The sequence below is a fragment of the Gracilinema caldarium genome (assembly GCF_029265695.1).
Taxonomy (GTDB): Bacteria; Spirochaetota; Spirochaetia; order Treponematales; family Breznakiellaceae; genus Gracilinema; species Gracilinema caldarium_A.
Genome location: NZ_JAJUHW010000014.1, coordinates 54192 through 66831, shown reverse-complemented (window position 1 = coordinate 66831; position 12640 = coordinate 54192). Strand labels below are relative to the sequence as shown.

Here is a 12640-nt window from a genome sequence, read left to right as displayed (position 1 = left end):
CCGGTACTTCACGGCACCTTTGGCGAAGACGGGACTATCCAGGGCCTCTTTGAGATGGTAAACCTGCCCTATGTGGGAGCCGGCGTACTGGGAAGCGCCATTGGCATGGACAAGGATGTTGCAAAAATACTCTGGATGCACGCAGGACTTCCGGTGGTGCCCTTTATTACGGTTCGAAAACAGGATTGGGCATCTTTGGAAAAACGGAAACAGCTCATAGAACGGGCAGAACGGGATTTTCAATATCCTCTTTTTGTTAAGCCCTCCTGTGCTGGTTCATCTGTGGGGGCATCCAAAGCCCCGGACCGGATGAGTTTAGAACGCGCCGTAGCCGATGCTCTTCTCTGGGACGACAAGGTCCTTATAGAACCTTTTATACCCGCCCGGGAAGTGGAATGTTCCGTGACCGGCAACGAACGGCCCGAAGCATACACCCCTGGTGAAATTATCCCAACCCATGAATTTTATGATTACGAGGCTAAATATATCGATCCTGATGGGGCAGCCCTGCTTATTCCCGCAGATCTTACCGAGGCTGAATTCAGAACTATTAGGGAAATTGCTATAAAAGCATACCGGGCAGCAGAACTGTCAGGGCTTTCCCGTATCGACTTTTTTGTCCGCAAGGATACGAGGGAAATACTGCTCAACGAGGTAAACACTATGCCAGGCTTTACCACCATCAGCATGTTTCCAAAAATGTGCGAAGCCTCGGGCCTTTCTTATCCAGACCTCTTAGACAAGCTGATACAGCTTGCGGTGGAACGTCATGCCCAGCGAAATTCCAGAAGCTATTCCTACACAAATGGAAGTACAAACGGAAATCGCCCATGACCATTCCTTTTCTTAAACTCCATGTGGCAGGCCATGATTTTATCCTGATAGACCAGGATAATTTGGTATCTGAAAGGACAGATTATAAGCCTGCTCATAGAGAGGTTGCGGAGCTCATCCTAGACCGCCGTTGTGGGGTTGGCGGTGATGGCTGCATTTTCATGATCTCCGAAAAGAAACAACCAGGTTTAAAGCCAACCTTAATAGGCCGGCTTTTTGCAAGCGATGGGAGAGAGCTTCCTCTGAGCCCCGATGCGCTTCTCTGTATCGCCCGGCTCGCTATGGATACGGGGCGGAGCAATGCGGGTACACTCGTCATCGAAAACACCATTTCTGAAAGGACCTACGAACTTACCGCTATCGATTCCCGTAGTTTCCTCCTTCCCCTTCCCTATCCGGCGGTCCAACCGCTCACCCTAATTGTAGACGGCAGATCTGCCTGGGCATACCGAATCAGCATGCAGACATCCTACCTGGTAGCTGGTGCGGTTCCGGGCGGCCCTGGGGCCAAGCGGGTACGGCAGGCCCTGCTTGCCATGGAAAAAACAAATGATATTCCCCTCGTGCTCAGGCAGCATACCAAGGATATTATCCGCTATGTGGGACCAGAACGGACAGACCGCATGGAAAGCGCGGTGGCTGCGGTTCTGGCTGCGGGTTTTCAGGGTTTTGTTTCAGACTCGGGCATCCCGGGCCTCGAAGGGGCCATAGTAGCCGAATGGCGCGGCAGGGGCGGCGCGGTGAGCTATGCTAGTTTTCCAGCAACTCCCACTACAAGCCAAACATCAGGGCCCAGCACTCTGATCGACCGGGGGCGTTTCTGGGTAAACCCAGACCGGAACCTGGGCATTCAGGTTGTCGGCAAAGCAGAATATGTGTTCGATGGAAATTTCGATCTATAGCGGGGAGTAAATCTACAGCTTTAGTTTTTGACGTTCCGTATAGGCCGGCACATTATGAAACGTAAAAGCATTGCCTGCATCTTCCACAAAGGTACCTGACACATAACCAAAGACTCTTCGTTCCTTTATGGACTGGAAAATAAGGCTGTGTTTAATCCGGTGCTCAATCACAGGCTGGAACTCCATGGAAAGCCGTTTATCATCGCTAGAAAAATACCAGGGAGCAAGCCAATCCCGGGGGCTAATTCGAAAGGTAACTTGTCCTAGTTTATAGAGCCGGCCATTGAGAAAAAAGGCATTTTCACTGCCTCGGCTGTTGTCTTCCATGCCATACCCTATACAGCAGCCAATCTGTTTCCCTCCGCTATAACCGCTGGCGATCGCAAGGTAATGCACTTGACCATGGGGATAATACCCCCGGTTCCAATCCAGGGCTCCCCAACCATTGTCCTTGGTAAACAGAATTTCCTCTGTGCCGAATTGCATCACTCCTTCTGCCCTATATGCGGGGTTACGCAGGTTATAACGAAAGGTCCTCCGATCCTTGCGCCAGGGATGCACCGTTGCAATAACGTCTTTGTTTTCATGGGGAGTAAGCACGACCACGCCGCGAAGCCCTGTGCCTCCATAGAAGGTTGGCAGATCGACCTTAATGAGGCGGCTTCCCTTTTCCATGACCGAAAAATCGATGGAGCAGTTTCTTTGTTTTATTTTTACCGTACCAGAAACAGAGGATGGAGGCAAATCGACCATGCCAATGGGGGTATTGATCCGATAGGCATCATAGAAGGTAGCGCCTTGTACCATATTGGAAATTTGAACCGATGCATAAATCATGCGGCCTATATTAGCGATTTCAAACACTAAAACCGCCATGTCGGAAAACAAAAAATAACGGTCAGCTTCTACTATCCGTGTAAAGGAGCCTCGAATCGCTGACCGTGAATATTTCCAAAGCGGAAAAGGAGCCCAGCCGCTCAGGGACTGTACTCCCTTTTCGTTGAACAGCAGCCGTTCGCCTTCCAGTTCCTGTGTTTCCATTAATCGGGATATTAGGACTTAATTTCCGCTTCAGTAGCCCGCTGCCAGAATTGGCTGCGCCCAATACCCAGGCCTATTTCGCCCCGCATTTCGAGTATGTCGGTTTTATACTTTTTACCGTCCGCTGGCCGGAAGGTAATTTTGCAGTTATAAATATCTCCTTTGCCAGGATCAATTATATTGCCCCCTTCCCACTGGCCAGGAGCTTTTTTCTTAAGGCCGTAAATCCAGGGAGTTCCCACAACCTTCATTTTATTGACTTCGCCAGGGATAGGGAAGTTTTTATAGCTCGGTTTTGCTGCAGTTGCTATCGTATCATCGCTTTTGCCGACAATCTTAACAATTTCACCGAAAAGCACCCCGTTTTTTTCATAAATTTTCCAGAAAGCGGTTGCTACTCCCTGCTCATCCACGCTTTTCCAGAGACCTTCTACAGGATCAGCCGCAAAGAGGGCCATGCTGGAAAGGACGAGCAATGCTGAAACTAACAAAAGAGCCTTTTTCATTCAAAATCCTCCTCATAATGAACGTGCGGTCATTATACTATGAAGAACTAGAGCCTGCAATGTTTTATTTGTTTGAAATAACCTCATTCCCGTAGTATCATTAAATGAACAAACAATGGAACAGCTATTAAACGAGATACGGCCTGGGTTTTCGGACCGTATTATTAACCAAAAGTTGCAGACGCCCCATCGTTCATTGGAAAAACCGTACACCCATCATTTTAACCAAAGTGAAGAGTACTTTTTGGAAGTCCCTGAACCCTTTGTGGTGCCCCGCTTCCCCATTCATCATGATGTACGGGAAGCGGTTCCCCGGACTGATTATTCCAATGCGCTGCATGACTTTATAGACTCCATGCTGCCCCTGGTTCCAGACTTTTTTTCAGACCTAACGTATTTCTTTGACCCTGCAGAAATACAGAAACCCTGCTTTTACCGAATTTACAAAATCGGCGAACGGTACTTTCTTTTTCTTCTCAGGATTAACCTGCAATACCGCCCGCTCGAACATGAACTGCTTGAACGGGGCAGCAACGACTTTACCGCCGTGTATCGAACTAACCGGCTCTATTTAGAGAGTGACTGCATACCCCTCGAGGCAGTACTCACCGAAATGGGTAAAATTGTGTCATTTAAAATACACCAGACCATTTCCAATACATGGATCGGGGAAACAGGCAAAGGATACTTGGTCCGCGGTATCTGGATAGACACGGAACTAACTAAATTTTTTACCAAGCTCTTCATAGCCGAAGGGCAGCGGATCTATCCCTATTATCCCTTCACCTGCAAATACAAAACCATCTGCATGTCTATCCTTGGACCGACTCCCGATCGGCGGCGGCAGCTCTTGCCCTACCTTGAGGGAGCCCTGCAATTTCTGGAACCCCATCTTGGAAAAATCCAGCAAACCCTCAAGACCAGCACGTTCTCCGAAAACATTCCCCTTTTCCAAGAATTGCGGCAAAAAGTGAACGGGAACTTTAAAAAGCTCTGGACGAACCTGACGGTTACAGCCTATCTTAACCGGCAGGAACAGAAGGAGTTTAGGATTGAGTTCTAAATTTTCAGGAAGCCGCGTTGTTGTTATGGGGCTCGGCCTTAATGGCGGCGGGCTTGAGGCCGCCCGCTATCTTGCCAGCCATGGTGCCCAGGTTACTGTTACAGACCTGCGGGACGAGACGGTCTTGCGTCCCAGTATTGAAGCCCTGGGAGATCTCCCCATTAGGTTCGTATTGGGCAAACATGAAATGTCAGATTTTAAGAACGCCGACGTGGTGGTTAAAAACCCCGCGGTAAAACCCGATTCGCCGTTTCTGGCTGCGGCCAAGCGGATAGAAACGGATATTTCCATCTTTTTACAGGAGAATCCCGCCCGGCTTTGCGCAGTAACGGGATCCAAGGGAAAATCGAGCACCGCGAGCGCCCTCCACTGGGCTCTTTCCTCATTGCGAAACACCACAGCTAGCCATGAGAAGCCTCTGCTCCCTGGCCGAGCCTATCTGGGCGGCAATATTACCGTATCCCCCCTCACCTTTTTAGACCAGCTGCGGCCAGAAGATGATGTGGTTCTTGAACTTTCAAGCTGGCAGCTTGGGGATTTAAGGGGAAGGAAACTCATACCGGCAGGGACAAACGGTTCTCAGGCAGCAGAACGGGCCCTGCTTAAACCGCAGGTTGCCATTCTCACCACCATACTGCCGGATCACCTGGACCGGTATGGGACCATGGAAGCCTATGTGGCGGATAAACGGGTGCTTTACCAGGGTCAGGATAGCTCTGATGTGACTGTTACCGGCAGTGACAGCTGGGGACGCAGCTTTGCCGCCGAAACTAAGGGCCGGCCGCGAATCTATCAGACCTGGCTCTCAGGCCAGGAGGCACAGGATCGCCGAGAAGGGCACCGCGGAGAACCTAAAGCAGAATTAGATGGATGGATAGATGGCTCCCAAGGACCCTGCTTCGCCCGGCTTGCTGACGGTTCTATCGCCAAGGTTGTTCCGGAAGCACCACTTGTGCCCGGCATACACCAAAAGCAAAACCTGCTTGCCTGTGCTTTGGGGCTCCTAGATTTGGGAATACCGCCGGAACTCGTACGAGAAGCCCTGGGCAGCTTCCCCGGCATAGAACACCGGCTCGAGTTTTTTTATGAAAATCGGGGAATACGCTTTTACAATGATACGGCAGCCACCATACCGGAAGCTGCCGCAGCGGCAGTACAGGCCTTTGACCAAAGACCCATATTGGTTACCGGCGGAACCGATAAAAACCTGGATTTTACCCCCCTGGCAGAGGCCTGCAGAAAAACAAAACAGGTGATACTCCTGGCAGGCACCGGTACAGAGAAGCTCAAGCAGCTATTGGATGCCCGGGGCATTTCCTATCTCGGCCCCTTTGACAACCTGGATCGGGCAGTCTTGGCTGCCATCGGGAAAGCCCAACCGGGAGATAAGGTTGTACTGAGCCCGGGATGTGCTTCCTTCGGTATGTTCCTGAATGAGTTTGACCGGGGCAGAAAATGGAAAGAGGCAATCCGCCGCTTAGCATAGAGCAAACCGATGGATATAGAACTGCTTCGTGAGCGGAGCCGTATTTTCAAGGCCATCCGCTCCTTTTTTGAAAGCCGTAATTATCTCGAAGTAGATACCCCCATTCTTGCGCCGCACCTGATCCCGGAAACATGTCTTGAGGTATTTAAAACCGAATACTTGCTACCCCCGGACAGCGCAGGAAGAGAGCGGCGCAAAGAGTACTATCTGGTTCCGTCTCCGGAACTATGGATGAAACAGCTTATAGCCCAGCATCGAACAAGCATATATCAGATAAGCAAATGCTTCCGAAACGGCGAATCGACCGGCAGGCTCCACAGCCCCGAATTTACCATGCTTGAATACTACACCATAGGAGCCACCTATAAGGATTCGGTTGCCATTACGGAGGATCTCTTCCGGTCTGTGTTGCCCCCTGATGCTCCAGCGGATGTGCAGCCCCCCTTTGTACAGATGTGCATGGAAGAAGCCTTTCAGCGCTGGGCAGGCTTTTCGCTCTACACGGTCGCACGCCAGAGCCGGGAAGCTCTCGCAGCAGAGGCCCTACGGCTTGGTTTGCCGGTTGCGGACTTTATGGACCTAGGGGATCTTTATAACCTTATTTTTGTCCATACGGTGGAACCAAACCTGCCCCGGGACAAACCTGTGGCGCTTATGGATTACCCGTCTTTTGTGCCCTGCCTTGCAAAAAATTGTACAGGCAGTCTAGCCAAAGAACGATGGGAACTATATGTACGGGGCATAGAGCTCGCCAATTGTTATACTGAAGAAACCGACAGCGGAGAGGTCCGCCGATATTTTGCGGCAGAAGGGGAAGAAAAACAAAAGAAGGCCCTGGTTTCTCATCAAATTGATGAACAATACTGGCGGGTATTCGAACCTCGCCGGGACCGGGATGGCAAAATACGGAGTTTCCCAGCCTGTTCAGGGGTAGCCATGGGACTGGATCGGCTCGTTATGGCCATTGTCGGCCGCTCCACCATAGACAGTGTGCTTCCCTTTCCCATGACCGGCCAATAAATTTAGCCTCAATCCAGCAGAGATTCCAGATAAGCAAGTCCGGTCCGCTTTTGTCCCTCGTGGATAGGCCCCAGGAAAATATGCCGGTGCACCATAGCGGCGGCCCCGCGGACCGCAGGTTTTTCGTCCGAGGGATCAAATTGGATTTGAATATGCCGGGGAAGATATTCCTGATAAAGCCAGGTGCTTTCTACCGCCCGGTCAAAGGCTGCCTGTAATTCTTCGCCGTACCGTTCAATGCCGCCCCCCATATAAAGGAGCTGAATATCCATGAAATTGGCAATATAGGCCATGCTGCCGGCGAGGTCATGGATAAAGAGGGCCCGCCGCTCCGGGTCAGTTTTCATGGACAGAAAATAATCGCAGGAATAGCGGCCAAATTGACCGGGAAGATTAGGATCCGCATACAGGTTACGGAACTCGCCGGCAGCAAAGCGGCTACCGTAAAAAATCTTCTCCTGCAAGACCACTGCGGTCCCTATTCCGATCCGTTCGTACTTCTCTGTATCTTCAGGATTGTCAATAAACTCACAGAAGGTATAAATAAAATTCCCCGATTCAGAAACGAGCGGCATTCCAGGTTCTGCATAGCGATTTGTGGATGAACGGGACAGTACATCGTAACAGCAGCACTTTGCGTCGTTGTCAAGGAAGACCGGCACACCCAAGCGCCTTTCCAATTCCGCTCCGAGCGCCAGAGGATGCTCTCGGGCCCCTAAAGAAAGACTGAATAACAAAACGCCCCGGATCGGGTCAACCAGACCGCTTAAAGCGATACCTACGCCAAACAGCTTCTTTTGAGGAAATTTTTCTCTTACTAGACGAACCGCATATTCAATATCTTCTACCAGGTTCCCTTTGGTAGACCGGTAAAAAATACCGGAAAAGAGTTCAGTGCCCAGGGGGCTCAGCGCACCGTATTTGATAAATTCAAACTGTACTTCAAGACCGATAGAATAGCCAGAATAATCGGATAAATAGAGGGCGATCTTCTTACGGCCCGCCTGATCCGAGCTTTCCAGAATTTCTTCCCCTTCCACAACAAGTCCGCTTGAAACAAGATACTGTACAATGCGGCTTACAGTTCCCCGATCCAAGCCTAAGAGGTCTGCCAAGTCCGATCGGCTTATGCCGGGACTCTTATAAAGCAGCGAAAGAATCCGGGAACCGTACCATTCATTTTTGCCTTCTATCATTCACCATACCCTGCAATAACATCCCTGTAGTAATAGTAACTGTCTTTAGGAATTCGTTGCAAGGTCTCATAATTCATATAGATAATACCAAACCGCTTAGAGTAGCCATGGGCCCATTCAAAATTGTCCAAAAGGGACCAGAGGAAATAGCCCTTGAGCGGAATCCCTTCATCCAGCGCTTCTTTCATAGCAAGGAAATGAGACCTGAGGTAAGCGATACGCCCCGTATCATGGACCCGCTGGAGCCCCGTTTCATCGATGACGACTTCGTCCTTTTGGGCACAGCCGTTTTCGGTTACATAGATGGGGATACCTCCGGTCTCCGCGGTGAGCCAACGGAGATAACGCTTAAACCCCTGGGGAACAATAGGCCAGCCCATATCAGTCTTTTCCTGCCAGGTTGGAACCCAGCGGACATGGTCCTCTTTGCTCACATCCCAGGCGACCGCGCTCTCGCTGTAATAATTAAGACCCGCAAAATCGATTTTTTGGGATATTATCTCCATATCGCCCGGCTCTTCAGGCACTGAGAGGCCCATACTCGCTAGAAATGCCCGGGGATAACCATGGCCGCACACCGGTCCGGTAAACATGCGGGTATCCCGATCGATGCAGTATTCGGCGGCCCGTACATCCTGTTCCTGCCTGGTTGCAGGCCGGGGAATCATAATATTCCAGGTAATGCCGATGCGCCCCTTCTTGCCTGAAGCCCGGAAGGCTCGAACCGCAAGGCCATGAGCAAGATTAAGGTGATGGACTGCCCGTACCGCTGCGTTTATATCCGTAAGCCCCGGTGCATGGTGACCCATGGCATAACCTAAGTAAGCGGAACACCAAGGTTCATTCAGGGTAATCCAGGTATGAATAAGATCTCCGAGCTCAGCAAAGCAGGTTTTTGCATACTGTTCAAAGGCAAAGGCAATCTCTCGGCTTTCCCAGCCCCCCCGCTCCTGCAGCGCCTGGGGCAGGTCCCAATGGTACAGGGTCGCCACCGGTTCTATGCCCGCATCCCGGAGGGCGGTTGCCAAAGCTCGGTAATAGGCAAGGCCCTTCGGATTCACTTGGCCGGTACCTTCAGGGTAGATTCTGGGCCAGGCTATAGAAAAACGGTAAGCCTGGATTCCCGCTTCTTTCATCAATTTAATATCTTCTGGATACCGATGGTACTGGTCACAAGCCACATCCCCGTTATCGCCTGCAAAAACCTTGCCCGGCATTCTGCAAAACCGGTCCCAAATGCTTTCGCCTCGGCCATCCTCATAGGCAGCCCCTTCCACCTGGAAACTGGCAGTTGCGGTTCCCCATATAAAATCCTCAGGAAAATCAAATTTCGGCATCCCCTGTGCCTCCCTCGTATTTGTTGTCGTTAATACCTTGTGCAAGGCTTTACTTTGATTGTAATTTTTCAACTAATATCTGTCAAGAGGCTGTCAAGAAGCGAAACATCAGGACTGCTTAAACTTATTCAATAACTGGAGAGCTACCCTGCCTGTCAAAAGCATAAGGGAAGGCGGGCAAGTACAGGAGGGGGCTTTCTATCCGCAGGTCCCCATGGAAACGATATTGCACCGATTTTAGTGCAATAACCTGGTCCAGCAAATCCCGTTTCATATTGATGAAATTCATTAGGAGGTAAATATCTTTCTCGAGACTTTCGTTACCCTGGACGGTAAAGAGGTCAGCAAAACTGCCGTCAGCCCAGAAACGACCGTTTCCATAGAGCTCATAGGAAAAACGGGATAGAGTCAGGGGAAAATTATTGTGGTTTTCTATAAGAAGCCGAACCTTAAGCCTCGTATTGATAAGCTCAGCCCGCTTAACTGCGATGCTCAGCACCCTGACCACTGGCCAAAAGATCTGGGGCATGGGTATTGCTGTCTTGGTTTCCAGGTTCAAAACCTTGCCCCGCGGATCGAAGAGCATCGCCATGGCAGAAACATCGAACACTTTAGACGCATTATTAGCTCCATCTGGATGAGAAGAAGCCGAAGCAGGCTCAGTAAAATGGGAAAGTACCTGCTCAAGGGGTACGGAAACAGCAAGGAACCAGGTAAAACTCCCGTGAGGATTAATCGTGGTGCCCTGAACTGGTTCTTGTTCAGCGCTGACAAGCTGGGTTTTTAGTTCTAGGTCCTGATCCGCCAGGTGCAAAATCGCCTGTGCTTCCAGCTTTTGCAGAGTATAGGCATCTTTTCCCGGATTTTCAATCTTAAGGGGAACCTTAAACAGAACTGCAAGCTCCCCACCCGATTCCGGCATGGGAAGCCCCACAGAAAACTGCGGTACAGGTTCCAGAACAGGGGGTGGCGGTACCGGAGCTTCGATCTTTTTTACTGAAACGCAGGACAAGACACTGCCTACCAGAATCATCAGTAAAAGGTTTCTCACCTTTTGCATTAAGCCCCCCGTTCACCACAGATCATTAAGCTTATTGTAATGATATAACCACATTCTGTACAAGAGCATCTGCAGCAGCCTGCAGGTCAGCTGGGAGTTTGCTCCAGATGAGGGATCCCCGCTGGGCAAGTTCCTGCCGCCAGGGGAAGCGGGCAAGGACCGGCATTTGTAGCTTGTCAAATCCTTCCCGTGCCTGGCCCTGGGCAAAGAGGGTAAATTCGGTGCCACAATGGGGGCAAATCATGGACCCCATATTTTCCACCATACCGAGGATCTTAACATCAGTTTTTACGGCCATTTTTACCGACTTGGCTACTATCATGGACACAAAGTCTTGCGGGGTTACCACCACGACAATACCGTCCAAAGGAAGCTGCTGGAAACCGCTTAAGACCACGTCGCTTGTTCCAGGGGGAAAATCTACCACAAGGTAATCGAGTTCACCCCAGGCAACCTCTTCATAAAACTGCTTAAGGGCACCTGAAAGCAGCGGTCCTCGCCAAATAACCGGCTCATCTTCTTCGGGTAAGAACATATTTACCGAAATAACCTTGATGCCCTGATCAGACTCAAGAGGATAGATTTTTTCGCCGTCGCTTTCACCCTTAAGCCCCTCAAGACCAAAAAGCCGGGGTATGCTGGGACCGGTCATATCCGCATCTAAAAGGCCCGTCTTGTAGCCCCGTGCTGCTAAAGCCTGGGCTAGAAGTACGCTGGTGGTCGATTTTCCAACCCCGCCTTTTCCGCTTACCACACCAATAAGGTGCTTAATTCCCATTTTGGAAAATTTCTCTATAGCTGCGCTCATAATGCATTAATTATGAGCATATGACCATTTTTGTCAAGGCAAAGAAAAACCCCCAAACATCAATCATTTGGGGGTTATCGAGAACAAAGAAACTCTTAGCAGGTAAAACACTTTCAAAACTGGGTTAATCTTGAAAGGACCTAACCTTTTAAGCAAATTTTGTAATCATCTGGGCAATAGTTTTTTCCAAATTGCTCAAATCGGTTATATTTTCCAATATCTTGCCATCTTTCATAAAAATAATAGAGGGTGTTTTAGTATAATCGAGACGACAGGCGATACGGTCAGACTTATAGACATCAATACGTCTCAATTGGACCTGATCCTTGTATTCACGCTGAACCTGTTCTACCCGAGCAAGAAATTCCCGATCCAGGGCTTCTACCGCGTTATATACAAATGCCATGATAAGGCCCTTGGCTTCAAAAATTTCTCGCTGAACGTATTCTAATTCCTCAACGTATTTTTCTGCCATAAAGCCCGCAATGGCCCCGTCTCCTACCGCTGTAGCAACCTGGCGCAGGGTCTTGTCACGGCAATCCCCTACAGCGAAAAAGCCTTCTCGGCTGGTTTCCATGTTTTCGTTGGTCTTTATATACCCACGTTGGGTCATATCGATAAAGCCTTCGAATATTTTTGTATTCGGAACATAGCCGATAAACAGGAAACAGGTATCCACATCCACAGGAATAAGTTCGCCGGTCTTAATGTTTTTAAGGACAACCTGTTTAAGCATGTCATCCCCTTCGAACGAATCGACCACCGTATTCCACATGAACTTCATTTTGGGATTTGCAAGGGCCTTTTCTTGGGCGACCTTATTGGCATCCATAATACCTTCGTCATGGATAACCGACACAATAACTTCCCGTGCAAATTTTGTCAGGAACATGCCCTCTTCTATAGCAGCATCGCCTGAACCAATGACCATAATACGTTTTCCCGTATTACGGGCCGCATCACAGGTGGCGCAAAAAGAAATTCCCTTGTCATTCAGGAATTTTTCTTCATTCTTTGCACCAGTCAGACGGGGTTTATTTCCCGTAGAAATAATGACCGCCTTGGCATAATAATCGGTTCTAAAAGTGGATACGATCTTTTGGTTACATTCCACTGACACGGACTTAACGTCGGTTAGTTTTACATCCACACCAAAGCGCCGGAATTGTTTATCAAAAAGCTTCATCAGCTCAATCCCATCAATCGGCTCCGGGAAACCGGGATAATTTTCGATCTCGCTGGTATAGGTAGCCATACCGCCGATAAGGGATTTTTCTATAAGCAAAGTCTTTAGCCTCGCACGGCCTGCGTAGAGAGCGGCAGTCATGCCTGCAGGGCCACCGCCGATCACTACAACATCATAATGTTCTATTTTTTTTTTGTCCAT

Annotated in this window: 12 protein-coding genes; 5 read left to right on the top strand and 7 right to left on the bottom strand. The window is 49.7% G+C overall.

Going from position 1 to position 12640, the window contains the following annotated elements; genetic code table 11:
- Together Q7P68_RS06665 and Q7P68_RS06660 are read left to right on the top strand one after the other, a co-directional pair.
- A partial coding sequence (locus Q7P68_RS06665) for a D-alanine--D-alanine ligase family protein (protein ID WP_304224308.1) occupies window positions 1-834 on the top strand: 834 nt, incomplete at its 5' end.
- Window positions 831-1736, top strand: coding sequence for a diaminopimelate epimerase (locus Q7P68_RS06660; RefSeq protein ID WP_304224307.1), 906 nt, complete (start codon window positions 831-833; stop codon window positions 1734-1736). The genes Q7P68_RS06665 and Q7P68_RS06660, both read left to right, overlap by 4 nt.
- A 12-nt stretch (window positions 1737-1748) precedes the next feature.
- Here the strand turns inward: Q7P68_RS06660 and Q7P68_RS06655 are convergent, their stop codons facing one another.
- Window positions 1749-2777, bottom strand: coding sequence for a DUF2804 domain-containing protein (locus tag Q7P68_RS06655; protein WP_304224306.1), 1029 nt, complete (start codon window positions 2775-2777; stop codon window positions 1749-1751).
- An 11-nt stretch (window positions 2778-2788) separates the two neighbouring features.
- Window positions 2789-3283: a DUF2147 domain-containing protein gene (locus tag Q7P68_RS06650; protein WP_304224305.1), complete on the bottom strand. Its 495-nt coding sequence runs from the start codon at window positions 3281-3283 to the stop codon at window positions 2789-2791.
- A gap of 115 nt (window positions 3284-3398) precedes the next feature.
- Here Q7P68_RS06650 and Q7P68_RS06645 point away from each other — a divergent pair, with 115 nt between their 5' ends.
- From Q7P68_RS06645 to Q7P68_RS06635, 3 genes are read left to right on the top strand one after another with little or no spacing between them, the layout of a single operon-like run.
- On the top strand, window positions 3399-4346 hold the full coding sequence (locus Q7P68_RS06645) for a hypothetical protein (protein WP_304224304.1): 948 nt from the start codon (window positions 3399-3401) through the stop codon (window positions 4344-4346).
- Between the two features lie 25 nt (window positions 4347-4371).
- The gene (gene murD / locus Q7P68_RS06640; protein ID WP_304224309.1) at window positions 4372-5832 is read left to right on the top strand and encodes a UDP-N-acetylmuramoyl-L-alanine--D-glutamate ligase; all 1461 of its coding nucleotides are present in this window, start codon (window positions 4372-4374) and stop codon (window positions 5830-5832) included.
- Between the two features lie 9 nt (window positions 5833-5841).
- Window positions 5842-6852 carry an EF-P lysine aminoacylase GenX gene (locus Q7P68_RS06635; protein WP_304224303.1) on the top strand — a complete coding sequence of 337 codons (1011 nt, stop codon included), beginning with the start codon at window positions 5842-5844 and terminating at the stop codon, window positions 6850-6852.
- Between the two features lie 8 nt (window positions 6853-6860).
- Here the strand turns inward: Q7P68_RS06635 and Q7P68_RS06630 are convergent, their stop codons facing one another.
- The 5 genes from Q7P68_RS06630 to Q7P68_RS06610 form a co-directional block, all read right to left on the bottom strand.
- Window positions 6861-8048 (bottom strand): ROK family transcriptional regulator, encoded by a 1188-nt coding sequence (locus tag Q7P68_RS06630; RefSeq protein ID WP_304224302.1) that lies wholly within the window; start codon window positions 8046-8048, stop codon window positions 6861-6863.
- Complete coding sequence (locus Q7P68_RS06625) at window positions 8045-9385, bottom strand: GH1 family beta-glucosidase (RefSeq protein WP_304224300.1); 1341 nt, start codon at window positions 9383-9385, stop codon at window positions 8045-8047. Before Q7P68_RS06625 ends, Q7P68_RS06630 begins: the two co-directional genes overlap by 4 nt.
- A gap of 124 nt (window positions 9386-9509) precedes the next feature.
- Window positions 9510-10445, bottom strand: a complete 936-nt coding sequence (locus Q7P68_RS06620) for an LEA/WHy family protein (RefSeq protein WP_304224298.1) — start codon at window positions 10443-10445, stop codon at window positions 9510-9512.
- Window positions 10446-10476: 31 nt separating this feature from the next.
- Entirely contained in the window at window positions 10477-11253 is a 777-nt protein-coding gene (locus tag Q7P68_RS06615; RefSeq protein WP_304224296.1) for an Mrp/NBP35 family ATP-binding protein, read from the bottom strand.
- A gap of 148 nt (window positions 11254-11401) precedes the next feature.
- The gene (locus tag Q7P68_RS06610; protein WP_304224294.1) at window positions 11402-12640 is read right to left on the bottom strand and encodes an NAD(P)/FAD-dependent oxidoreductase; all 1239 of its coding nucleotides are present in this window, start codon (window positions 12638-12640) and stop codon (window positions 11402-11404) included.

Bases quoted from the DNA above. Each gene is read 5' to 3' on its own strand.
- Q7P68_RS06660 (WP_304224307.1), top strand. From the start codon at position 831: ATGACCATTCCTTTTCTTAAACTCCATGTGGCAGGCCATGATTTTATC.
- Q7P68_RS06655 (WP_304224306.1), bottom strand. From the start codon at position 2,777: ATGGAAACACAGGAACTGGAAGGCGAACGGCTGCTGTTCAACGAAAAG.
- Q7P68_RS06650 (WP_304224305.1), bottom strand. From the start codon at position 3,283: ATGAAAAAGGCTCTTTTGTTAGTTTCAGCATTGCTCGTCCTTTCCAGC.
- Q7P68_RS06645 (WP_304224304.1), top strand. From the start codon at position 3,399: ATGGAACAGCTATTAAACGAGATACGGCCTGGGTTTTCGGACCGTATT.
- murD (WP_304224309.1), top strand. From the start codon at position 4,372: ATGGGGCTCGGCCTTAATGGCGGCGGGCTTGAGGCCGCCCGCTATCTT.
- Q7P68_RS06635 (WP_304224303.1), top strand. From the start codon at position 5,842: ATGGATATAGAACTGCTTCGTGAGCGGAGCCGTATTTTCAAGGCCATC.
- Q7P68_RS06630 (WP_304224302.1), bottom strand. From the start codon at position 8,048: ATGATAGAAGGCAAAAATGAATGGTACGGTTCCCGGATTCTTTCGCTG.
- Q7P68_RS06625 (WP_304224300.1), bottom strand. From the start codon at position 9,385: ATGCCGAAATTTGATTTTCCTGAGGATTTTATATGGGGAACCGCAACT.
- Q7P68_RS06620 (WP_304224298.1), bottom strand. From the start codon at position 10,445: ATGCAAAAGGTGAGAAACCTTTTACTGATGATTCTGGTAGGCAGTGTC.
- Q7P68_RS06615 (WP_304224296.1), bottom strand. From the start codon at position 11,253: ATGAGCGCAGCTATAGAGAAATTTTCCAAAATGGGAATTAAGCACCTT.
- Q7P68_RS06610 (WP_304224294.1), bottom strand. From the start codon at position 12,640: ATGGACAAAAAAAAAATAGAACATTATGATGTTGTAGTGATCGGCGGT.